This window comes from Streptomyces sp. NPDC102279 (genome assembly GCF_044766365.1).
GTDB lineage: Bacteria > Actinomycetota > Actinomycetes > Streptomycetales > Streptomycetaceae > Streptomyces.
Genome location: NZ_JBIWLU010000002.1, coordinates 190,034 through 211,958, shown reverse-complemented (window position 1 = coordinate 211,958; position 21,925 = coordinate 190,034). Strand labels below are relative to the sequence as shown.

The 21,925-nt window shown below is 72.0% G+C and carries 23 protein-coding genes; 16 read left to right on the top strand and 7 right to left on the bottom strand.

Annotation, left to right across the window (positions count from 1 at the left end):
- Position 1: 1 nt before the first annotated feature.
- Together ACIRQH_RS04475 and ACIRQH_RS04470 are read right to left on the bottom strand one after the other, a co-directional pair.
- A complete protein-coding gene (locus tag ACIRQH_RS04475; RefSeq protein WP_388931472.1) occupies positions 2-478 on the bottom strand; it encodes an ATP-binding protein in 477 nt (158 codons plus the stop codon).
- A 127-nt stretch (positions 479-605) separates the two neighbouring features.
- Positions 606-1,040 carry an OsmC family protein gene (locus ACIRQH_RS04470; protein ID WP_358822480.1) on the bottom strand — a complete coding sequence of 145 codons (435 nt, stop codon included), beginning with the start codon at positions 1,038-1,040 and terminating at the stop codon, positions 606-608.
- A 214-nt stretch (positions 1,041-1,254) separates the two neighbouring features.
- Between ACIRQH_RS04470 and ACIRQH_RS04465 the strand changes: the two genes are divergently transcribed.
- The 4 genes from ACIRQH_RS04465 to ACIRQH_RS04450 all read left to right on the top strand — a co-directional run bounded on the left by ACIRQH_RS04465 (position 1,255) and on the right by ACIRQH_RS04450 (position 5,621).
- Positions 1,255-1,803, top strand: coding sequence for a GNAT family N-acetyltransferase (locus ACIRQH_RS04465; protein WP_388931467.1), 549 nt, complete (start codon positions 1,255-1,257; stop codon positions 1,801-1,803).
- 84 nt (positions 1,804-1,887) lie between these two features.
- Positions 1,888-2,508, top strand: a complete 621-nt coding sequence (locus tag ACIRQH_RS04460) for a TetR family transcriptional regulator (protein WP_358822478.1) — start codon at positions 1,888-1,890, stop codon at positions 2,506-2,508.
- Positions 2,505-3,275 carry an LmeA family phospholipid-binding protein gene (locus ACIRQH_RS04455; RefSeq protein ID WP_404224178.1) on the top strand — a complete coding sequence of 257 codons (771 nt, stop codon included), beginning with the start codon at positions 2,505-2,507 and terminating at the stop codon, positions 3,273-3,275. Before ACIRQH_RS04460 ends, ACIRQH_RS04455 begins: the two co-directional genes overlap by 4 nt.
- A gap of 195 nt (positions 3,276-3,470) precedes the next feature.
- Positions 3,471-5,621 (top strand): MMPL family transporter, encoded by a 2,151-nt coding sequence (locus tag ACIRQH_RS04450; protein WP_404224176.1) that lies wholly within the window; start codon positions 3,471-3,473, stop codon positions 5,619-5,621.
- Positions 5,622-5,645: 24 nt separating this feature from the next.
- Here ACIRQH_RS04450 and ACIRQH_RS04445 read toward each other — a convergent pair whose 3' ends face one another.
- The gene (locus ACIRQH_RS04445) at positions 5,646-6,674 is read right to left on the bottom strand and encodes an NAD-dependent epimerase/dehydratase family protein (protein WP_404224174.1); all 1,029 of its coding nucleotides are present in this window, start codon (positions 6,672-6,674) and stop codon (positions 5,646-5,648) included.
- A 123-nt stretch (positions 6,675-6,797) separates the two neighbouring features.
- Between ACIRQH_RS04445 and ACIRQH_RS04440 the strand changes: the two genes are divergently transcribed.
- On the top strand, positions 6,798-7,385 hold the full coding sequence (locus ACIRQH_RS04440) for a TetR/AcrR family transcriptional regulator (RefSeq protein ID WP_388877352.1): 588 nt from the start codon (positions 6,798-6,800) through the stop codon (positions 7,383-7,385).
- A gap of 72 nt (positions 7,386-7,457) precedes the next feature.
- Here the strand turns inward: ACIRQH_RS04440 and ACIRQH_RS04435 are convergent, their stop codons facing one another.
- Positions 7,458-7,688, bottom strand: coding sequence for an FCD domain-containing protein (locus ACIRQH_RS04435; RefSeq protein WP_388877389.1), 231 nt, complete (start codon positions 7,686-7,688; stop codon positions 7,458-7,460).
- Positions 7,689-7,747: 59 nt separating this feature from the next.
- Between ACIRQH_RS04435 and ACIRQH_RS04430 the strand changes: the two genes are divergently transcribed.
- From ACIRQH_RS04430 to ACIRQH_RS04410, 5 genes are all read left to right on the top strand, one after another.
- A complete protein-coding gene (locus ACIRQH_RS04430; protein ID WP_388931458.1) occupies positions 7,748-8,401 on the top strand; it encodes an amidohydrolase family protein in 654 nt (217 codons plus the stop codon).
- Positions 8,402-8,510: 109 nt separating this feature from the next.
- The gene (locus ACIRQH_RS04425) at positions 8,511-9,341 is read left to right on the top strand and encodes a PP2C family protein-serine/threonine phosphatase (protein ID WP_358821695.1); all 831 of its coding nucleotides are present in this window, start codon (positions 8,511-8,513) and stop codon (positions 9,339-9,341) included.
- Positions 9,342-9,457: 116 nt separating this feature from the next.
- On the top strand, positions 9,458-10,465 hold the full coding sequence (locus ACIRQH_RS04420) for an MASE1 domain-containing protein (RefSeq protein WP_358821696.1): 1,008 nt from the start codon (positions 9,458-9,460) through the stop codon (positions 10,463-10,465).
- Positions 10,466-10,579: 114 nt separating this feature from the next.
- The gene (gene pgm, locus ACIRQH_RS04415) at positions 10,580-12,220 is read left to right on the top strand and encodes a phosphoglucomutase (alpha-D-glucose-1,6-bisphosphate-dependent) (protein ID WP_358821697.1); all 1,641 of its coding nucleotides are present in this window, start codon (positions 10,580-10,582) and stop codon (positions 12,218-12,220) included.
- Between the two features lie 186 nt (positions 12,221-12,406).
- The gene (locus ACIRQH_RS04410; protein WP_388877342.1) at positions 12,407-12,874 is read left to right on the top strand and encodes a DUF5990 family protein; all 468 of its coding nucleotides are present in this window, start codon (positions 12,407-12,409) and stop codon (positions 12,872-12,874) included.
- Between the two features lie 26 nt (positions 12,875-12,900).
- Here ACIRQH_RS04410 and ACIRQH_RS04405 read toward each other — a convergent pair whose 3' ends face one another.
- Positions 12,901-14,364 (bottom strand): hypothetical protein, encoded by a 1,464-nt coding sequence (locus ACIRQH_RS04405; RefSeq protein ID WP_388931454.1) that lies wholly within the window; start codon positions 14,362-14,364, stop codon positions 12,901-12,903.
- Positions 14,365-14,657: 293 nt separating this feature from the next.
- On the opposite strand from ACIRQH_RS04405, the gene ACIRQH_RS04400 reads away from it, so the two are divergent.
- The 3 genes from ACIRQH_RS04400 to ACIRQH_RS04390 all read left to right on the top strand — a co-directional run bounded on the left by ACIRQH_RS04400 (position 14,658) and on the right by ACIRQH_RS04390 (position 16,845).
- Positions 14,658-15,689, top strand: coding sequence for a medium chain dehydrogenase/reductase family protein (locus tag ACIRQH_RS04400; protein ID WP_358821700.1), 1,032 nt, complete (start codon positions 14,658-14,660; stop codon positions 15,687-15,689).
- 70 nt (positions 15,690-15,759) lie between these two features.
- Complete coding sequence (locus ACIRQH_RS04395; protein WP_388877336.1) at positions 15,760-16,215, top strand: ester cyclase; 456 nt, start codon at positions 15,760-15,762, stop codon at positions 16,213-16,215.
- Positions 16,216-16,461: 246 nt separating this feature from the next.
- Positions 16,462-16,845 carry a DUF2267 domain-containing protein gene (locus ACIRQH_RS04390; protein ID WP_355864564.1) on the top strand — a complete coding sequence of 128 codons (384 nt, stop codon included), beginning with the start codon at positions 16,462-16,464 and terminating at the stop codon, positions 16,843-16,845.
- Between the two features lie 308 nt (positions 16,846-17,153).
- Here ACIRQH_RS04390 and ACIRQH_RS04385 read toward each other — a convergent pair whose 3' ends face one another.
- Positions 17,154-17,483 (bottom strand): putative quinol monooxygenase, encoded by a 330-nt coding sequence (locus tag ACIRQH_RS04385; protein ID WP_404224169.1) that lies wholly within the window; start codon positions 17,481-17,483, stop codon positions 17,154-17,156.
- Positions 17,484-17,650: 167 nt separating this feature from the next.
- Between ACIRQH_RS04385 and ACIRQH_RS04380 the strand changes: the two genes are divergently transcribed.
- Positions 17,651-18,385 (top strand): hypothetical protein, encoded by a 735-nt coding sequence (locus ACIRQH_RS04380; RefSeq protein WP_404224167.1) that lies wholly within the window; start codon positions 17,651-17,653, stop codon positions 18,383-18,385.
- A 112-nt stretch (positions 18,386-18,497) separates the two neighbouring features.
- On the opposite strand, the gene ACIRQH_RS04375 is transcribed toward ACIRQH_RS04380, so the two are convergent.
- A complete protein-coding gene (locus tag ACIRQH_RS04375; RefSeq protein ID WP_358821704.1) occupies positions 18,498-19,169 on the bottom strand; it encodes a VOC family protein in 672 nt (223 codons plus the stop codon).
- 417 nt (positions 19,170-19,586) lie between these two features.
- On the opposite strand from ACIRQH_RS04375, the gene ACIRQH_RS04370 reads away from it, so the two are divergent.
- Both ACIRQH_RS04370 and ACIRQH_RS04365 read left to right on the top strand, forming a co-directional pair.
- On the top strand, positions 19,587-20,951 hold the full coding sequence (locus tag ACIRQH_RS04370; protein WP_404224165.1) for a tryptophan 2,3-dioxygenase: 1,365 nt from the start codon (positions 19,587-19,589) through the stop codon (positions 20,949-20,951).
- Positions 20,952-21,013: 62 nt separating this feature from the next.
- Positions 21,014-21,862, top strand: coding sequence for a hypothetical protein (locus tag ACIRQH_RS04365; protein ID WP_358821706.1), 849 nt, complete (start codon positions 21,014-21,016; stop codon positions 21,860-21,862).
- Positions 21,863-21,925 lie beyond the last annotated feature (63 nt).

Genomic DNA, 21,925 nt, shown 5'->3' with positions numbered 1-21,925 from the left:
ATCAGGCGACGGGCTGCGTCACGTCGCTGCCGGGGGCGTCGGCCAGCACCACGACCGCGGTGATGCGCTTGCCGACGGGTTCACGGTGGACCTCGAAGGCCTGGCACACACCCATGACGATCTCCAGGCCGTGCTGTCCGACCCGGCCCACGTCGGCGGCACGGGCCACCGGGAGCGTCGGATCGGAGTCCCACACCGTGGCCCGTACGGCACCCTGGTCCACCTCCAGGGACAGCAGGCAGGGGCCGCCCGCGTACTTGACGGCGTTCGTCACCAGCTCGCTGACGACCAGGGGCACCATGCCCATGACCCGTCCCGAGACGGGCAGTCCGGCTACGGCCTGCACCTCCGTCAGGAAGGCACGGGCGAACGCCCGCGCCTCAGCTATGCACGCGGAGTCGCCGTCGTAGGCGACGGACGCCTCGATCAGCGCACCCCGTTGCTTCCGCTGTTCCGCTTCACTCACCGATCGGCCCATACGTCCCGTCCTGCATCCGCCCGCTCCGACGTACGGGCGTCTTCCCCGAAAACCACGCTTCACTCCACCCCGTCGCGCGATCGTCTTCCGCATGTCGTCCCACGGCCCCGCCCTCGTCCCTGCCAGGTCAGACGTCCGTGACCGTTGCCGTGACGGGTGTGCCCACCTCGACCGTACGGCTGACCGTGCAGAGCCGGTCGTGAGAGGTCTTGACCGCGCGGGGGAGGATCGCGCGGGCACGGTCGGCGGACTCTCCGTCGGCGAACGCCACGGCGAAGGCGACCGCGAGGTCGGTCAGCCGGTTCCCCAGCTCGTCGGTGATCTTGTTGCCGGTCACGGTGACGGTGAACTGCTCGGGCTCCGCGTGCCGGGTCGTCGCCACATCGACGTCGACCGCGGTGCAGCCGCCGATGGCGGCGAGCAGCAGCTCGACGGGCGTGAACGTGTCGTCGCCTTCGGCTCCCGTGCCGAACGAGATGGTCCCGCCGCGCGCGTTCGTCGCGACGAACCGCCCGGCCCCGGTCCGCTCGACGGTGGCGAGCCGCTGATTGTTGTCACTCATGGAACCGACCCTAAGGTCCCGGAGCGGCGAGCGCCTCAGGTCGACTCCAGGGAACGAAGGGAGCCGAGGAGGGCCTGCGCCTCGACGCGGAGCGGTTCCGGTCCGCGGACGGGGCCGCGCCGTACTGTCAGCGGGGCCATGGCCGCGGTCGGGCAGGGGCGGGCCGCACCGAATTCGCTGGCTCGTCCTGGTGGGCGGTGTCCATACTCCCCGCATGGAACCCGTGACGCTGAAGACCGAGCGGCTCGTGCTGAGGGCGTTCGTCGCCTCGGACGCGGATGCCGTGTACACGGCCTGTCAGGACGCCGACATCCAGCACTACACGCCGGCACCCACGCCGTACCGTCGCGCGGACGCCGAGAATTATGTCGAGGTCATCGCGGCGCGGGGCTGGGCCGAGGACCGTGACCACATCCTCGGGGCGTTCCGTTCCGACAACGGGGCCCTGGTGGGTTCGTTCTGCCTGACGAGACTCTTCGAGGGCGTCTACGAACTCGGCTACTGGGCGGACAAGGAGCAGCGCGGCAAGGGCTATGCCCTGGAAGCGGCGCGGGCCCTGTGCGACTGGGGCTTCGACGCCCTCGACGCCCACCGGCTCGAATGGTGGGCGATGGTCGGGAACGTACCGTCCCGCGCGCTCGCCGAGCGGCTCGGTTTCGTCGTCGAGGGGACGCTGCGCAACCGCAGCAAGGTCGACGGCGCACCGCACGACTGGTGGGTGGGCGGACTCCTCGCGCCCGGCGGCGCGGCTCCCGCGCACTGAACCGGCCGCTCGCGAGGAGCGCCACCCGCTGAAATGGCAGAGCTGACAATTGACAGACGAGGCGCCGGTGGTGAGGGTGGCTCCATGTCTGAGAGAAGCGAGCGGCCCGGTCTGCGGGAGCGGAAGAAGGACGAGACCCGGCGCGGACTGCGTGAGGCCGCCGGGCGGCTCTTCGCCGAGCGGGGGTTCGCCCAGACGACCGTGGCCGACATCGCCGCCGAGGCCAACGTGTCGGAACGGACGTTCTTCCGCTACTTCGAGAACAAGGAAGCCCTGCTCCTGCCCGACGGGGTCGAGCTCTACGCGCGCATCGAGGAGGCCTTCCTGGCCCGGCCGCGCGACGAGGCACCCCTCGAAGCGGCCTGCGGGGCGATCACCGACGCCGTCGCCTACTTCGCCACCAGCAGTCTGACCGCGCTCGCGCATCCCCTCGGGGAGATCCGGGAGCAGGCGCGTGAGGGTCTGTCCCGGCAGTTCCAGCAGTTCGAGGCGCGCCTGACCGAACTCGTCCTGGAACGCCTCCCGCAGGGGGCGCCCGACGCCGACCTGCAGGCCGCCGTGATCGCCAACTGCGCGCTGTCGGCGGCACGTGCCGTCCTGCGGACGCTGCGCGACCGCCGTACCGCCGGAGTCCCCGCCGAACCCGACCACCTGCTCCCGCAGGCGTTCACCTTCCTCTCCCTGATCGGAGCCACCAGCTCGTGAGCCATCGCCGTCGCGTCGTCATCACCGCGATATGTCTGACCGCCGCCGTCGCGGCAGCCGTCACCACCGACCTCGTCGTGGAGCACAAGGTGCGGGGCCGGGCCGCGGAGACCGCCGCGTGCCGCCTCGGCGCGACGCGGGGAGTGCAGGTGGAGCTGGACGACACCCTCGCCGGACTCAAGGCGCTGACCGGCACGGTCGGGACCGTCCACGTCAGCGCCGAGGGTGTACGCCGTCAGGGCACCGACATGGACGTCGACGTGTACCTGCGGGACGTGTCGACCGGCGGCTCCTCCGCCGGGGGAACCGCCACCGCGACCATCGCCTACGGGGCCCTCGACAAGACCGCCGACGCGAAGAGCGCGGCCGGCGGGGCGGACGGGCTGAAGACCGGAACCGACGGTACGCACCTCACGCTGAGCGGTACGGCGGGCGGCACCGGAATGCCCGTCACCGTCGTGACGAAGCTGACCACCACGGCGCACAGCCTCACCATCGCCCCCGCGACGGTCGAGATCCTCGGCCGGGACGTGCCGGTGTCGGCGCTCTCCGCGCTGCCGGGCGCCGGCCAGTTCGCGGACAAGTTGAAGCCGCGCACCATCGACATCGAGAAGCTTCCCGAGGGAGCCGCACTGGCCGGCGCCCACGCCGGTGAGGACGGTCTCGTCCTGGACTTCGAGGTGGCCTCCGGAGGTCTCAAGGCGCAGGCGGGGAAGGCGTCGGCGACATCCGACTGCGCCTCGGGCGGGGGCCGGATCGACGGCTGACCGCGGTCGTGCCGTATGCGGGGCGCCGGAGTCCTCAGGACTCCGGCGCCCTCTCCGTTTCCCGGACCTCCCGGGAACGCCCTGGAACTCCTGGGAACTTCCGGAGCGCAAATAAAATGGCACGACTGACAATTGACGGCGCTGCCATCTTCCGGGTTAGGTTGTGGCAGTCCTGTCACTTTTCCTGGAGGCGCAGTGTCCCTTCCCCCTGCCCCGCGTCCGTCGGCACTGCACCGCACCGGCGCCTTCTGCGCCCGCCACCCCGTGTGGGTGATCGCCGTCTGGCTGCTGTTGCTCGCCGCCGCGTTCGCGGGGCGGCACGCGGTCGGGGCGTCCTACGGGGACGAGGTCACCCTCCCGGGCAGCCAGACCGGCGTCGGCGCGGACCTGCTGGAGCGGTCCGACCCGGCGGCGGGAGCCCCGAACGGGAAGGTCGTCCTCCACGTCGGCTCCGGGAAGGTGTCCGACCACGACACCGGGCTCGGCGCGACACTCGACCGCCTCCGGGACCTGCCCCACGTCACCGCCGTCTCCGCCCTGGTGACCAGCTCCGACGGGGACACCGCCTACACCACGGTGTCCTTCGACGAGAAGCTCAAGTCCCTCGGCCACGCCTACACCGACCGCCTCGACGAGGCGACGGCCCCGGCTCGGGACGCCGGAATCGACGTCGCCTACGGCGGCGACCTCCACGATGTCGTCCGCGCTCCCGCCAACGACGTCGTCAGTGAGTCCATCGGCGTCAGCGCCGCCCTCGTCGTGCTGCTGCTCGCCTTCGGCAGCGTCGCCGCGGCGCTCATGCCGCTGCTCACCGCCCTGATCAGTGTCGGCGTCGGGATGGGCGTCATCGGCATCGTGGCCGGCACCCTCACCTTCGCCACCGCGGCACCCACCCTCGCCACGATGATCGGCCTCGGTGTCGGCATCGACTACGCGCTCTTCCTCATCACACGCTTCCGGCAGTACCTGATCGACGGGCAGGACCCGCAGACCGCCGTCGGGCGGACCACCGCCGTCAGCGGCAAGGCCGTCCTGGTCGCCGCGGTCACCGTGGCCGTCGCCCTGCTCAGCCTGTACGCCTGCGGACTGACCATGATCGGGCGGCTCGGCCTCGCCGCCACCATCGCCGTCGTCGTCACCGCGGCCGCCGCGCTCACGCTGGTGCCCGCCGCCATGGGCCTCGTCGGCCGCCGCGTCGACCTGCTGCGCGTACGCCGCAGGCCGGTCGCCGAGAGCGCCGGGGACCACGACGGCTGGCACCGCTACGCCCGTGCCGTGGCCCGCCGTCCCTGGACGTTCTTCACGGCGGGACTCCTGCTCGTGGCACTGTGCGCCGTCCCCCTGTTCTCCCTGCGCCTCGGACACATCGACGACGGCGCGGACCCGGCCGGCAGCACCACGCGCACCGCCTACGACTGGCTGGCCGACGCCGACGGACCCGGCTTCGGCCCGGGCGCCAACGGCCCGTTCACCCTCGTCGTCGACCTCGCCCGCGCGACCGAGTCCGCCGACCGGGTCGCTGACCGGATCACCGACGGCCTCGCGACGACGGACGGCGTCGCCCGCGTCACCCCGCCGCGGCCGAGCCGCGACGGCACACTGCTCGTCGCCACGGTCGTCCCCACCACGGGGCCCCAATCGGCCGCCACCGGAGCCCTGTTCGCCACGCTCACCGACACGGCCGTCCCCGCGGCACTCAAGGGCACCGGAGCCAGCGGCCACGTCACCGGCACCACCGCGGGCCAGCTCGAGTTCCGCGACACCGTCACCGAACGCCTGCCGCTCATCATCGGCATCGTGCTCGTGGCCGCGTTCCTGCTCCTGACGGTCGTCTTCCGCAGTCTGGTGATCCCCCTCAAGGCGGTCGTCCTGAACGTGCTCACGACCGGCGCGTCCTACGGCGTCCTCGTCGCCGTCTTCCAGTGGGGCTGGGGCGACAGCCTGCTCGGCATGAGCGAACCCGTCCCGATCGAGTCCTACGTGCCGATGATGATGTTCGCCATCGTCTTCGGACTCTCGATGGACTACGAGATCTTCCTGCTCTCCCGCATCGCCGAGGAGTGGCACGCCACCCATGACAACGAGCGGGCGGTCGGCACCGGGCTCGCGCTGACGGGGCGGGTCATCACCTGCGCCGCGCTCATCATGACGGTCGTGTTCCTCTCCTTCACGGGCTCACCGACCGTCGTGGTCAAGATGCTCGCGCTCGGCCTCGCCATCAGCGTCATCCTGGACGCGACGGTCGTCCGCCTCGTCCTGGTCCCGTCCCTCATGTTCCTGATGGGGCGCGCCAATTGGTGGCTCCCGCGCCGGCTGGACCGCGTGCTCCCGCACGCCACCGTCTGACGGCGGCAGGGGCCGTCCTCCGGTTCAGGTGCGGACCGCGCCGTGGGCGATGAGACTCCTGGCGCAGTCCACCACCGTCGTACGGGCCGGACGGGGCTGCCAGCCGAGGAGGGTGCGGGCCTTCTCGGTGCTGTGGCGGTTGCGCCGGCCGAGGGCCGGGGTGATGTCGCGCAGCGACCGGTCCTTGAACCGGGCCGCCAGGCGCACGGCGAAGTCCGGGACGACGCGCGTGGACACCCGGCCGGCCGCCGCGCCGAGCTCCTCGCGAAGCGTCTGCGCCATCTCCGCCATCCAGACGAACTCCCCGGTGGCGAGGAAGCGTTGGCCCGCGGCCGCCGGGGACGTCATGGCCCTGATGTGCACGTCGACGAGGTCACGGACGTCGACGACCTCCAGTCCGATCCTCGGGATGCCGCGCATCTCGCCGGAGAGCATCCGCGCGACGATGCCGACGGAGCCGATGTTCTCCGTCGTCAGGACCGGCCCGAACACGGCTCCGGGCAGCACGGTGGTCAGTTCGGTCGGACCGTCGTAGCCGTCCATGAAGTCCCAGGCGGCGCGCTCCGCGAGGGTCTTGGAGCGCCGGTAGGGGATCAGGGTCGGATCGTCCGGGTCGGTCCAGAGCGTCTCGTCGGTCACGCCTTCGGTCGCGTACGACGAGGGGCTCGCGGCGTTCGCGGCCGACGTCATCACCACACGCCGCACGCCGGCCGCGGTCGCCGCGCGCAGCACGCGCAGGGCACCGTCGCGCGCGGGAGCGATCAGGGCGTCGGGATCGCCGCCGGAGGTGTTGCCCAGAGGGGAGGCGACGTGCAGGACGTGGTCGACGTCCTTCAGAGCCGCCTCCCAGCCCTCGTCGGAGGTGAGGTCCGCTACGGCGAAGGAGAGCCGGCCCGCCGGGTCGGCGACGGTGGACACCGCGTCGGTGACGCTCCTCGCCCTCCCCGGATCCCGCACGGTCGTCCGAACGTCGTAGCCCCGCTCCAGGAGCTCGGCGACGCACCAGCCCGCGATGTAGCCGCTGCCCCCGGTGACCAGAACCAACTCGGCCATGACATGTCCTCCACGGTGTCGACGATGATGTGGGAAAATGAAACGGAGGGCCCTCCGATACGAATCCAAGCTACCGGAGGGGCCTCCGCTTATCAACTCGTACGAGACGGACGGCCATCACTCGTGAACGCGCAGCACTCGAAGCCGACCCGGCGGGACGCGCTCGACAATCGGCAGCGGATCCTCGCCGTCGCCCGTGAGGCGCTGGCCGAGGCGGGCGGTGCGTCCCTGACCGCCATCGCCAAGCGGGCGGGCGTCGGCATCGGCACGCTCTACCGGCACTTCCCGACCCGGGAGGCGCTGATCGTCGAGCTGTACCGGCACGACATCCAGCACCTCATCGACCTCGCGCCCGCGCTCGCGGCGTCACGCCCGCCGCTGGAGGCGCTGCGGGAGTGGTTCGACGAGGTCGCCCGGTACGGGCAGTTGAAGTACGGCGTCGCCGAGGTCATCCACGCCGCGGCCGGCGGCGGCCTCGACGACGAGTACTACGACCCCTTCCTGCGGGCCATCGCCGCACTGCTCGACGCGGGAGCCGCGGACGGCACCTTGAAGGAGGGGCTGGATCCCGAGGACGTCCTGCTGCAGCTCAGCGTGTTGTGGCGGCTCGATCCGGCGCGCGGCGGTGAGGCGCGGGCCGTGCGGATCCTCGACCTGATCGTCGACGGCCTGCGCCGGCCGGGTCCCGGACCGGCGGGCCGAGAGGCCTGACGAGCGGCTCCCGGACGGCCGGCCACCGCTCGGGGTGCGGGAGATGACGGCGCGGCCGTCGGCGGTGCCGGATCATCCGGCGTGTTCGCTCACGTTCTGGACGACCGCCCGCAGTGAGGCGGACGTGCGGTCGATGTGCTCGGCAAGGAGGCGCGAGGCCGTCGCGGCGTCCCGGGCGACGACCGCGTCGGTCAGCGCCCGGTGCTCCCCGGCGACGTCGCGGTCGTAGTCGTGGCCGACGGGCACGGACCAGCGGCGGTAGAGGGTCGCCGCGTCCCGGAGGGAGAGGGCGACCGCGAGCAGCCGGTCGTTGCCGCAGCCTTCTGGCAGGCTCTGGTGGAACCTCGCTGCCCCTTCCCGACGTGGCGGGCGCCCTCGACGAGCTCGCCCACGCCATGGACGACCTGGGCGCCGACGGCGTGACGGTGGAGACGAACGCCCACGGTGTCTACCTCGGCGACACGCGCTACGAGCCGCTGTACGCGGAACTCGACCGCAGGCGGACCCCCGTCTTCGTCCACCCCACCTCCCCGCCGCACGCCGAGGACCTCGCGCTCGGCCGGCCCCGTCCGATGCTGGAGTTCGTCTTCGACTCGGCCCGTACCGTGAGCGACCTGCTGTTCGCCGGCGTCCTCACGCGGTATCCGGACATCCCGTGGATCATCACCCACGGCGGCGGAGCCCTGCCGCTGCTGGCCCAGCGCATGGAGCTGTTCCGCGCGATGCTCCCCTCCGGCGCCACGGAGTCCGCCTCCGTACCCGAGCGGCTCGGGCGCCTCTGGTACGACCTGGCGGGCACCCCCTTCCCCCACCAGGCACCCGCTCTGACCGCCGCCTTCGGCAGCGAGCGCGTGCTGTACGGCAGCGACTACTGCTGGACCCCGGCGTTCGGCGTGGACGCGCAGATCGCCTCCCTGGCCGGGGCGGCGCAGCCCGCGGGCGACACCTGGCACGCCCTGACCACCCGAAACGCCCAGCGGCTCTTCCCCCGCCTGAGCCCCGCGGCCTCCGGGTGACCCCCGGCCGGGAACGCACGATGTCAGGTCCCGCCGCCGAGGTCGTTATCATCCGATAGAAGCGTTTTTAACCTTTTCTCATGTTGTGTTCCTCCTCCCGGGGTGGTCGATGTCCCGCAAGCCCCCGACGGACGACGACGACGAGCTGCTGGCCAGGCTCGGGTCGCTGACCGCTCAGGCGCGTGAACGCGCGGAGTTCCAGCGCTCGCAGGTGGAGCTGGCCATCGCGCTGCAACGCGGCATGCTTCCGGGAGACATGCCCTCCGCCCCCGGATTCGAGCTGGCCGTGCAGTACGCGCCCGCCTGCTACGGCCTGAACGTCGGCGGCGACTGGTACGACGCCTTCACGCTGCCCGACGGCCGGATCGGCCTGTCCATAGGCGACGTGCAGGGCCACAACATCGAGGCCGCGGCGTTCATGGGCCAGGTCCGGGTCGGCCTGCGAGCCCTCGCCTCGGTGACGAGCCAGCCCGGAGCGCTGCTCGCCCGCACGAACGAGCTCATCCTGTCGCTCGGCGCCGACCTCTTCGCGACCTGCACCTTCATGCGCCTCGACCCCACGACCGGCCTGCTGGAGAGCGCGCGGGCGGGGCACATACCGTGCGTCTGGGCCACGGCGGACGGAAAGTCCGGCATCACCGAGGACGAAGGGGGACCCCCGCTCGGCATCGCCCCGGGGACGCAGTACCCGGTGACCCGGCACCGGCTCACCACCGGCGGTGTCTTCGTGCTGCTCACCGACGGGGTCGTCGAGGGACCGTCGATGAGCGTCGACGAGGGCCTCGACCAGGTGGTGCGGCTCGCCGGCGTAGCCGCAGTGGCGGGCCTGTCGGCCGGTTCGCTGGCCGCCGCGGTCATCAAGGGGGCCGAGCGTGTGGGGCACGAGGACGACGCGGCCGTCCTCGTCGTCGGCCACGACGGACGAGGCGCGCACCTCTAGGGACCCGCCGGTCGCGTCGGTCCGGCGCGCCCCGCTCCCCCGTCCGGCCCGATCGGCAGAGAGCCCTCGGCGCCGAACGGCCGCTCGCCTCGCCGAGAGGGCGGGGTAGGTGTCTGATGGCTCGTGTGGTGGGTACACGCGAGCTGCGCAGGCCGGCTGTCCTGGCGCTCCAGACGCTGGCGATCGCCGCCTGCTACTACGGAGCGGGACGGCTCGGACTCGTGCGGCGGCTCTCCGTCGAAGGAGCGGTGTTCACCCCCATCTGGCCGCCCACCGGAGTGGCCGTCGCGGCCCTGCTGATCCTCGGGATCCGTTGCTGGCTCGGGATCGCCCTCGGTGCCCTCCTGGTCGTCCTGTCCCTCTCCGCGTTCTCCTCGATCACGGTGTCCGTGATCGGAATCGTCGCCGGCAACACGATCGCCCCGGTGTGCGCCTACCTCCTGCTGCGCAAGGTGCGCTTCCGGAACGATCTGAGCCGTCTGCGGGACGGTGTGGCGCTGGTCTTCCTCGCCGCCCTCGGCAGCATGGCGATCAGCGCGACGTCGGGCGTCGGCCTCCTGGTCGCCACGGGCAAGCTCGCCTCGGGAGACTTCTGGCCCGTCTGGCTGGCCTGGTGGGTGGGCGACGCGATGGGCGTTCTGATCATCACCCCGGTCCTGCTCATCGCGTACAACCTCCGCAGGCCGCTGCACGCGTCGCGGTGGAAGGAGGCCGTGCTCCTGCTGGTCGCGGTCTGCGTCATCGTGCCGTACGCCACCCGCAGCAGCCTCAGCCTGCTCTACCTGGTGTACCCCCTGCTGATCTGGGCTGCGCTGCGCTTCGAGCTGGCGGGCAGCATGGTGTGCGCCCTGTTCGCGTCGGTCATGGCGACCGTCGCCGCCACGGACCACGCGGGCCCCTTCCTGGAACTGAGCGACACCTCGGTCATGATCAAGCTGCAGGCGTTCAACGGGTCCATGGCCCTGACGGCCCTGCTGCTGTCCGCGGTGATCACCGAACAGCGCAACACGAGACGCTCCGTGGAACAGGCCTGTCAGGAACTGGTCCAGGTGCTGGAGCACCTGACCGCAGGGAACCCGCCACCCCGTTCGCCGCCCCCGGACGACGACGACCGTCTGAAATGACCGCGGAAGGGCCCCTCCGACGGCCGCGGCCATGAGGGCACCGTGCCGCCGCGGACCCCGGTGGGGAAAGATGAGACCACAAGCGAAGAACCACCGATGTGGAGGTGCGGGCACATGCAGCACGAGCGAGCGGGCAAGCCGGCCGGCCCCGAGGACCTCGTCGACGTAGCCCGGTTGGTCACCGCGTACTACGCGCTCCACCCCGACCCGGCCGACCCCGGCCAGCGCGTCGCCTTCGGCACGTCCGGACACCGCGGTTCGTCCCTGGCGACCGCGTTCAACGAGGACCACATCGCCGCGACGAGCCAGGCCATCTGCGAGTACCGCGACGGTCAGGGCACCGACGGCCCGCTCTTCCTGGGCGTCGACAGCCACGCGCTCTCGGAACCCGCGAAGGTCACCGCCCTGGAGGTGTTCGCGGCGCACGGCGTGACGGTCCTCCTCGACAGCGAGGACGGCTACACCCCCACCCCGGCGGTGTCGCACGCCATCCTCACCCACAACCGGGGCCGCACCACCGGCCTCGCGGACGGCGTCGTGGTCACGCCGTCCCACAACCCCCCGGGTGACGGCGGCTTCAAGTACAACCCGCCGAACGGCGGCCCGGCGGCCTCCGAGGCGACCTCCTGGATCCAGGACCGCGCCAACGAACTCATCAGGGACGGTCTGAAGGACGTACGACGCGTCAGCTACACCCAGGCGCTGACCGCCCCGGGCACCGGTCGCTACGACTTCCTCGGCAGTTACGTGGCCGACCTGCCGAACGTGGTGGACCTGGACGCGATCCGCGCGGCCGGGGTCCGTATCGGCGCCGACCCGCTCGGCGGGGCCTCGGTCGCCTACTGGGGGCGCATCGCCGAGCAGCACCGGCTCGACCTGACCGTGGTCAACCCGCTCACGGACCCCACCTGGCGCTTCATGACGCTGGACTGGGACGGCAAGATCCGTATGGACTGCTCGTCGCCGTACGCGATGGCCTCGCTCATCGCTCAGCGCGACCACTACCAGATCGCCACGGGCAACGACGCCGACGCCGACCGCCACGGCATCGTCACCCCGGACGCCGGGCTCATGAACCCCAACCACTACCTCGCCACCGCCATCGGCTACCTCTACTCCCACCGGGACCAGTGGCCGGCCGGCACGGGGATCGGCAAGACGCTCGTGTCCTCCAGCATGATCGACCGGGTCGCCGCCGATCTCGGCCGCGAGCTGATCGAGGTACCCGTCGGGTTCAAGTGGTTCGTGGACGGGCTGGTCGACGGCTCCATCGGGTTCGGCGGCGAGGAGTCGGCCGGCGCGTCCTTCCTGCGCCGCGACGGCTCGGTGTGGACCACCGACAAGGACGGGATCATCCTGGCCCTGCTCGCTTCCGAGATCACCGGCGTGACCGGGAAGACACCCTCCGAGCACTACGCCGAGCTGACCGGGCGGTTCGGCGAGCCCGCCTACGAGCGCATCGACGCCCCCGCGACCCGCGAGGAGAAGGCCCTCCTCGCCAAGCTGTCCCCGGCGCAGATCACCGCGGACACCCTCGCCGGTGAAGCCGTCACCGCCGTTCTCACCGAGGCGCCGGGCAACGGCGCGCCGATCGGCGGCATCAAGGTGACCACGGAGAACGCCTGGTTCGCGGCCCGCCCGTCGGGAACCGAGGACGTCTACAAGATCTACGCGGAGTCCTTCCGCGGGACGGATCACCTCCGTCAGGTGCAGGACGAGGCGAAGGCCGTGGTCTCGGCGGCCCTGTCCGGCTGAGCCGCGGCGTCCGCGCGGTGCGCGGGGGCCGGGGGCATCACACCGCGAGACACGGTGGGGTGCCCCCGGTCCCGTCCCGGTCGGGCAGGCCCGAGGAGCCGAAGGCGCCTCGGGGCACTCCTCGACCCGCCTCCCTCGACCACCGCGCATCCCGGCCGTCGGCCGCTGGGCGGCATGATGGCTCGCATGCGCATCCGTATCGACGCCGTCGAGCTGCCCGGCCGCACGTGCCCGGCCCCCGAGGGCCGCGCCGTCTCGGCGTACGACAACATCCACGTGGCCGTCCAGCGCCGCGACCGACCGGCCGAGCTGCTCGACCCCCAGCCGGGCGACGGCGCGACCGCGACCTGGTCCCTCGACTGCACGACGTCGCCGTCACCGACCGGCATCGACGTGAAGGGCCCCTACGTGCAGGACCGGCTGGGCCACCGCTTCATCTACCTGTCCTGGGGCACCGTCGACGAGGCGGGCGTCTTCAGTATGTTCCGCCGCGCCAAGCTGATGCTCGACGCGGTTCCCGCCGACGTCCTCGCCGCCGCCGCGCGCGAGGGACTGCTCGTCGCCCGCCTCGGTCTGACCGACGAGTCCGGCCACCCGCGCTGCGCCCGGGTGGTGCCGCCCCAGATCACCTGGACGGCGGAACCGGCCGCGTAGCCGGTCCGCGCGTTCCGTGGCCGGACTCAGGGCGCGATCCCGATTCCGTCGATCCGGCTCCAGCTCCTCTCCTGGGCAGCGGTCATCGCGGGCCAGGCCAGACCGCCGGGACGTGGCCCGACGCGTGACGCGTACGGGGCCGGGTGGAAGTCGGGGGCGTAGAAGCAGCCGGTGCCGTAGACACGGTCGAAGGCGGCGCAGCTCGAACTGACAGACCGCGCGGTGGGCTTCCGCCCGGTGCGGACCCAGGAGTCCAGTGCGGCAAGGGAGTTGGCGTACTCGGCGTCACTGAGTTCGCTGTGCTCGGTCTCCCGGGTGAACGTCTGCACCAAGTGGTGGGCGCGGTGGGCGCCTTGGAGGGTGGCCCGGTAGGCGGCCTCGTGCTCGACGAACGCCGTCGGGTCGTCGATCGCGTGCAGGGTCAGCACGGGCAGGGAGACCTCGCCGGTCAGGTCGCTGTCGTAGGACAGGTCGCGCCGGGCGCCGGAGTCGGCGGCGAAGCGTTCGACACCGGCGTTGAGCGCCTTGTCGTCGTGCGAACCGGTGTACCGCACACCCTGGTCGGTGAAGGGGTTCCGGCCACCGAGCCGGTCGCGGACGATGTCGCGGAAGGTGAAGGTGGCGAACCGCAGGTGTGATTCGAGGGTCCGCTCGGGGATGTGCGTGACAGCCAGGATGTCGTCGAGATTGCGCTGCTGGAGCGCCGTGCGGTCCTCGGGCGCGGACGAGAAGCCGGTGCATTCCTGGAGCCGGGTGCGCAGTCCGGCCGAGGTCATCGTCGAGTCGGCGCGCAGCCCCTGCCACAGCGGGTACTGCGGTTCCGTGGGCCGGGGGTGGTTGCGGCAGTAGTACTGATAGACGACGCGCAGGTCCACGCGGTAGTCGTAGCCGCGCGAGCCGCCGCCGAGGACACCACTGGTGAGCAGCGCGCCGTCGTACGGGCCGTGCCGGCCGCCGTAGGTCTCGACGACCTTGGCGGCGACGTTCCCGCCCCAGGACTGGCCGTGCACGTAGGTCCGTTCCGGGGTGCCGAAGGTACCGACGAACAGGCGTCGCAGGTTCTCGGTGTCGGCGGCGGCCATGCGCGTTCCGTAGCCTCCGCGGCGGTACGACGACCCGGCCCAGGCGTATCCCTGGTCGACCATCACGGACCACCGTTCGAGGTCACCGACGCTGCGGGCGGGGTCGGACTCCACGCCGAGGTCGGGGCCGCCGTGGGCGTGCATCACGAGGGAGCCGTTCCAGGCGGTGGGGACGGCCATCGCGTAGTAGGCGCCGTTGCCGTCCCGGCCGGTGTAACAGGTCGCCTTTCCCGCAAGGTCGGCCGGGCAGGCGACGGTGGCCGGCGGCGCGGTGACGGCGGTGGCCGGCGGAGCGAGGGTGAGTGTTCCGGCGACCGCACCGGCGACCAGGGCGGCCACGGTCGCGCGGCGCGGTCCGCGTGACCGGGACCGGCGGGGGAGGCGTACGGGCGTGCTGGACCTGTTCACGGCGCGGCTCCTTGTCCTCGGCGGCGCGTCGTCGCGCCGTCGGCCGTGATGCTAGGAAGCCCGCCCGGCGAGAGCCATGGCCGTGATCGTTGTGTTCATAGTGTTCGGCCCGAGCGTGCCGCCGGTCGTCCGCCGTCGGGGTGAGCGCCGACGGGTGCCACGCGGCTCAGTGGGCGCCGGAGCGCGCGTTCGTTAGACCCTGTCACGAAACCTCTTGACCCTCACGCAATCGAGTTATAACCTATAACTAAAGCGAAGGTCAGTAACAAGCGCGGAACCAAGCGGAGGTCGTCATGAACGCCGAAGGACTCGTCGAGGTCGTCCTGCCGGGCAAAGTGGAGCCGGAGGGCCTGGAGATCCGGCACGGGGCCGTCCCCGTCGCCGGCCCGGGCGAGGTCGTGATCGGGATGGAGGCGACCGGGGTGTCCTTCGCCGAGCAGCAGATGCGGCGCGGGCGGTACTACGACCAGCCGCCCTTCCCCTTCGTGCCCGGCTACGACCTGGTCGGCACCGTCCTCTCGACGGGCCCGGGCGTCGACCCGGCCCTCACCGGCACCCGCGTGGCCGCCCTGCTGAAGGTCGGCGGCTGGGCCACCCACGTACGCGTCGAGGCGGCCGACCTCGTGCCGGTGCCCGACGGGATCGGAGCGGCGGAGGCGGAGACCGTCGTCGTCAACGGCATCACCGCCTGGCAGATGCTGCACCGCAAGGCGCATGTCCGGGCCGGGCAGACCATCCTGGTCCACGGCGCCAACGGCGGTGTCGGCTCCGTCCTGGTCCAGCTGGCCCAGGCCGCGGGCGTGAAGGTGATCGGCACGGCCTCGGCCCGCCACCACGACACCCTCCGAGAGCACGGCGTCACCCCCGTCGACTACCGCACCGACGACATCCCTGCGCGCGTCCGGGACATCGCCCCTGGGGGCGTCGACGCCGTCTTCGACCACGTCGGAGGCCGCAGCACCGTCGACTCCTGGCAGCTCCTCGCGCCCGGCGGCACGCTCGTCTCGTACGGCAGCGCCTCCACCCGCGACGACACCGGGTCCAAGCAGTGGCCCGTGCTCAAGCTGCTCGGCCGCGTATGGCTGTGGAACACCCTGCCCAACGGCCGGCACGCCTACTTCTTCAACGTCTGGGGTGGCCGCGCGCTGGCCAGGAACAGGTTCCGGGCCCGGCTGCGCGCCGACCTCACACAGGTCTTCGCCGCCCTCCGGCGCGGTGAGGTCACCCCGCAGATCGCCGCCCGACTGCCCCTGGCCAGCGCAGCCGAGGCCCTGCGGCTCGCCGAGTCCGGCACCGTCGCCGGGAAGGTCGTCCTCAACCCGTAGGCCCAAGGCCCGCATCCACGAGTCCGGAACCCGTCGCCGTACCCCCTACCAGAGAACGCGAGGACCCGTCATGACCAACACCACCCCTCCCAGCGGCACTTCGACCCGCGGCGAGGCGCACGCACTGCTCGACGTGTGGCTGCGCCTGTGGAACGGCGACCTGACCCTGGCGCCCGACGCCGTCACGCCCGACTTCCGCCTCCACGCCGCCCTGCTCGACGGTGGCGACGGCAGTGCCGTCCGGGGCGCCGACGGCCTCGCGGCCTGGATCGGACAGACCCGCGCGGCATTCCCCGACCTCCACTTCGCGATTGAGGTCGCTCCCCTGGTGGACGGCGCCTTCACCTCCGTGCGCTGGACCGCGGGCGGTACCTACGCGGGCGGCTTCCCGGGCGCCGAGGCGGCCCCGGGCACGGTGGTCGCCTTCACCGGCACGGACACCCTGCGGACCCGTGACGGCAGGTACGCCGAGTACTGGGTCAACTCCGACATGCTGCACCTGTTCGCCCAGCTCGGGGTCCGGTGAGCCGCCTCGGTCGACAGGGCCCGCGCCCAGGTCCGGCGGGGGCGGTCGACAGTGCGCGCGCCCGGGTGCGGCGGGGGCGGTCGGCGGCGCGGAGTGAGGCGGCCGTGGCTTGCCCGCGCGGGCCCGGCGGTCGCGTGTCAGGGTGGATCCAGGGCCGCGGGTCCGCGAGACCGTGAGGGCTCCGGGGCACCGCCCCCGCCAGACGCCGTGCCGCCGGACCACCGGCGCAGAAGAAGGAGACAGCGCGTGGAGGAGCGGGAATTCGTCCAAGCGGTGTCGGAGCGCACAGGACTGTCGCGGCAGGAGTCGGCCGACCTGACGCGCGCCACGCTGGAGACGCTCGCCCACCGGCTGAGCGGGGGTGAGGACCGGGCCCTGGCCCTGGAACTGCCGGAAGGCCTGGCGGAGTCCGTCCGCCGGGGAGCCACCTCGGCCATCGAGGCCTTCAGCTACGCCGAGACCGTACGACGGGTCGCCGAGCGCAACATGCTGAAGAAGAGCGAGGCCGACAGCGGCGTCAGGGCCGTCCTCGTGACCCTGCGCGACGCGATCAGCGAGAAGGAGTTCGGGAACCTGATGTCGCAGCTCGGGTCCGACTTCTCCCAGCCCGTCGAGGACTTCGCCGGCTGACCGCCCGGCGGCCCCGTCCGTTCCCCCGCGAGCGAACGGTTTGCGGTTCCGCAGATACGGCCCGATGGCCGCTCTCGGACGATCCGGTGCGTCCCCATCGCTGCGGGCGCCGATGGTGCAACCCGGACTTCAGCCCCGGGACGTCCAGGATGTAAGGGTCTGTGGTGCCATTCGCCCGCTATGCGGTACGGGCGGTGGTAACGCGGAACGCACAGCCTCCGTCCGCGGAGCGGGGGACCGTATTCGGGTCCCCCGAACTCCACGACGGCCCGGCCGACTTCGAGCGTCCGGGCCCTGACCGGCAGGTCCTAGTCCCCTTCGACGGCCATCTCCCCGAGGAGCGACCAGTCGTCCTGGGGGAGCTTCATGTTCACGATGCGCGGCGTCGCCGACAGGTGGGGCGGGAGTGTCTGCTGGGCTGCCCTGAAGTGGGCCGACCGGACATGGGCCGCCCCGGCGTCGTCGTCGCGGAAGGCCTCGACCAGGACGTACTCCGTCGGATCCTCCACGCTGCGGGACCAGTCGACGGACAGGCAGCCGGGCTCGGCGCGGGTGGCGGCGGTGAAGTCGGCGGTGATCTCCGGCCACCGGTCGGCGTACTCAGGGCGGACGCTGAACCTGGCGGTGATAAAGATCATGGGGTACTCCTTCGTTCGGTGATGAGTCATTCTGTTCCGCCGACGGCACGGGAGCACCACGGGTCCCTCGGCCGACCGGCGGAACATCCGTGCGGCGCCGGCGACGCGTGACCGGACCGCGGCCGCACGAGGTGCGCGGGCGACCGGACGCGGGTCACACTGCACCCATGTACGTCCACCGGTCCTCGCCCCCGTCCGTCTACGGCACCCTCCGCGTCGAGCGGAACGACCTCACGCCCGCCGACTGGCTGGAGCAACGGCCGCCCGGGGCGGGCGGGTTCGGCACGGCGGCGGGGGTGAGCGCACCCGGCTTCGAGGCGTACGCGCGGATCCTCCACCCGGCCCGCCTCGGCACGGAACCGGTGCGCTGGGACCGGGTGGCCCCGGTGTACGGCCGGCCGGTGTCCGCGACGACGTCCTGGCACACCTTGATCGGCGTGCGGGACGAGGACCGTCTCGTCCACCGCAACGAGGACACGCCGGCGGTCCCCGGAGTCTGGGACGAGCACCCGCAGGAAGGCCCCGTGCCCGCCGACGTGGCCCGGGTACTGACCGGCGTGCTGGCCCGGCACACCGGCACGCCCGACCGCTGCTGGTACGGGCTCTGGGAGGGGTACGGCCACTACGACTGGGACGGCGTCCCCGTCTTCCGTACGCCCGGACGCGACGAGATCCTGCTCTCCGGCGCCCTCGCGGACGCCGACTCGCCGCAGCGGGGGTCGGACAACGAGGTGCCCGAGATCCCGGACCTGTGGTGGCCGGAGGACCGGACCTGGTGCGTGGGCGGTGACGTGGACCTCGTGAGCACCTATGTCGGAGCCTCCGCGGCCTGTGTCGCGGAACTGCTCGCGACCCCCGGTCTGGAGGCGTACCCGGTCACGGAGACGTCCAGGCTCTGCTGAGCCGTACCTCGCCCACGCAACAGCGTTGTGAACGACCGGTGTTCGCCTGGCAGAGGCCGTCAGGCCGTGAAGCCGTGAAGCCGTGAAGCCGTGCGGTCATGCGGCCTGGAGGTCAGTCGCGGCCGACAGCCGTGCAGACACACACCCTGTTTCCCTCCGGGTCGGCCAGCACGGTGTACGACGGGGAGCCGGAGTCGTCGATCACGCTGCCACCGGCGGCGACGGCGGCCCGGATGCGGGGCTGAGCCGACTCGGGAGCCAGCCACAGGTCCATGTGCCAGCGCTGGCGCGGCGTTTCGTGGGGGTCGGTCCGCTGGAACCACACGGAGGGGACGCGGTTCGTGGGGTCGAAGGCCGAGTCGTGCACCGTGTTGCCCGCGTCCCCGGTGAGCAGCGCGGCCCAGAAGGGGCCGGCCACCGTGTCGTCCGCGGTGTCGAGGGCGATCTCCACCTGGGTCACCTCGTCCGGAGCGGCACCCAGCCCGTGCTCGCGGGCAACTCCCGTGATGACACGGGCGAGTTCGAGGTCCTGCGGTGTGACCCACCGGGCGCCCGCCGCGTCTACACCGTAGAGGCTGATGTCGACCGCCCCGGGCCCCAGCCTGATCTCCGGTACGGCGTGTCCGGCGGCGACCGAGGCCTGCGCGACCGCCGCGACGAAGGCGGCCCCCGAAACGGCGTCCCCGGTGCGATAACGGGCGGCGAGCGGCTGGGCCACTTTGCGCCAGTCGGGCAATGAGTCGGCGATCGCCGCGAGAATCTCGCTGTTGCTGATTCTGTCCATGACCCCCATCGTTCCAGAGGTGTTGGGACGGCGTCTCCCGGCACGCGAGAAAGGCCCGGGGAAAGCCCGAGCCGAGCCGGAGGCAATTCCCTTCCGCAGTGCACGGATCCGGTCCCGTGTCATGTCACGGGATCCCGGTGCCGTGCAGGCGGGAACGGGGGGCCGTGACCGGGTGGACGTGACCGGATACCGGTGACTTGGGAGTTCCCGGCGTACGGCGCAGGATCTCTCTCGGAAAGTGATTGCGGTCGGTTCCAGGGTCGCCAGGTGCAATTCCTCGTGGACGCCCGATCGTCAGTCGTCACGCAGACCCGATCGTCTGTCGTCACCGAGATGAGGACTTCCTTCCATGTTCGCTCGAATTCCCCGGCACCGAGTGATGAACGCACCCTCGATACCCGCGTTGTGGATTTCCCGATGAGTTCCGCCGAATCCGCCCCGGCGGACCTCGCCCCGGGCATGTCCACCGTCGTATCGCCTGGCGTGGCCACCGTCCTGGAGCGTCTCGGCACCTGGGCAAAGGCCGCGGAACCGGTCGCGTTCCCCTACGACACGCTCCTCACGCACCTGCGGTCCGTGGGCAAGCACTTCCTGACCGGTGACCTGCTCGCCCGGCTCGACGAGATCCGCGCGGCGCTGCCCGTCCACCCCGAAGCCGCACCCGGTGGCGGGCGGCAGGACGGCGAGGAGACGCCGGACGGCATCCGCCCGCAGGACGGAACGGCTTTCCTGCGCGGGTTCCTCGACGTCGTCCTGGACAAGTACGACGACCGGTACGACTACCCCAGTTACACCGCGCTCTCCCTGCTGGCCCGTCCCGCCACGGCCGACTGGCGCGCGGCCCGCAAGGCACGCGACGAGGTCCTGCTGCTTCTCCTCGCCGACCTGGTCCGGTTCGAACAGCGGGCGCTGACCGACACCCCCGCCGACCCGCACGGCATGCCACCCGAGACCCAACTGGTCTCGAAGCGCGTGAGGTTGGCCGTCCGGGTGATGGAACCGGCCGCGCTGCGCGCGCTGCCCGAGGGGATCGTGGACGCGGCCGCCGCGGCAGCCGTCCCGGGGCGCACACCCGGTGGACGGTTCGCGGCGGACATCCTGCGGGCGGCCTCCCCGGCCCAGTCCCTGCTGCTGTCGGCGAGCGTCCAGCCGGTCTACGTGCTGCACGACGAGTACCTGTTCCTGCGCACGCTCCAGTCGTTCGAGGCGACGTTCACCTTCATGTCGGCGGCCCTCGCCTCGGCGGTGCGGCGGCTCGACGAGAACCGGGTGCGGGAAGCGGCCGACCTCGTCGACGCCGTGGCCGGCATCCTCAAGGAGTCGCTGCCCCTCTTCTCGCTGCTGGCGACCATGCGGCCCGAAGCCTTCCGTGTCTTCCGGGACTTCACCGAGGGCGCCAGCGCCATCCAGTCGGCCGGCTACAAGACCTTCGAGTCCCTCTGCTCGACCCCCGGCCTCGCCCGGCTCGCCTCCGCCGCCTACACCTCCGTCCCCGCGGTCCGCGAACGGGTCGTGAACGGCCGGCCCACCGTCCAGGGCACCTGGCACGAGCTGATCGCCGAACGGCGGCTGCCGGCCGAGGAGGGCGCCGCGCTCCAGGCCGCCGCCGACCGGCTGGAAGGCGTCCACCAGCGGTGGAAGCAGACCCACTACCGCCTGGCCGTCCGCATGATCGGCGAACGCTCAGGCACCGGCTACACCCAGGGCGTCCCCTACCTCGCGGCGGTCCTGGAGAACCGGCTGTTCCCGGCGCCCGACCGCCAGGGCGCCCTCGTCGGCTGACCGCCGACGCCCCGTTCCCCGCCCGCCCACGCACCGACCCCGCGCCCGGAGGCGTCCACACGATGAGCAAGCGAGTCCAGACCGGGCGGCCCGGATCGGCCCGCCGGGTGATGAACCCCGAGGAGAGCAACCGGCTCTTCGTCTACGAGTACGACCGGGGCAGCAACTACGAACAGGACACCCGGCTCACCGCCGCCCTGTCCGCGCTGCTGCCCGAGGATACGCTCGTCCACCCGGACCAGCGGCTGTTCCAGACCGTGCATCTGATCACCGAGTACGCCTGGTGCGACATGCACTTCGAGATGCGCCGCGCGGCCGGCCTGCTGCGCGACCGCGACTACCTTCTTGCCGCGCAACTCCTGGAGCGAGCGGCCGCGTTGGGGGAGGTCGCGGTCGGGGCCGTCCGGGTGCTCCTGGACTTCCTGCCGCAGGAGAGCCTGTTGACGATGCGGGAGACGTTCCCGGAGAACACCACCGGGCTCGACTCGCCCGGCGCCCGCAACCTGCGCCGCGCGGCCGCCGCGCTGTGGCAGGAAGCCGAGGCCGCCGTGACACGGGAAGGCCTCGACCTGAGACAACTCGTCGTCGCCCAGGGCCGGGGCGTCGTCCCGGACCGCGAGGACAGGGCGCCCGACCTCGCCCTCGTCCGCCAGGCGCTCCTGCGGCTCGACGGGGCCGTCGCCGCCTGGAAGCACCACCACCTGCGCCTGGTGTGGTCCCAGCTCGGCGGCCACCCCGAGGCCGGAACAGCCCCGGCGCAGGACACCCGCGACGGCCTGCCCAAGAGCCTGCGCGGCCAGTCCACCTCGGGCGTACGCGCCATGGCCGAACGGAGTCTGTTCCCCCGGCTGTGGGACTCCGTGGACGACACCTACCGGGCCTTCGTGCCCGACGAGCAGACACCCGCCTGAGAACGCAACGGCACCGTTGCCCGCGAGGGCACGGCCGACCGCTGTCAGGACGAACGACGGAAG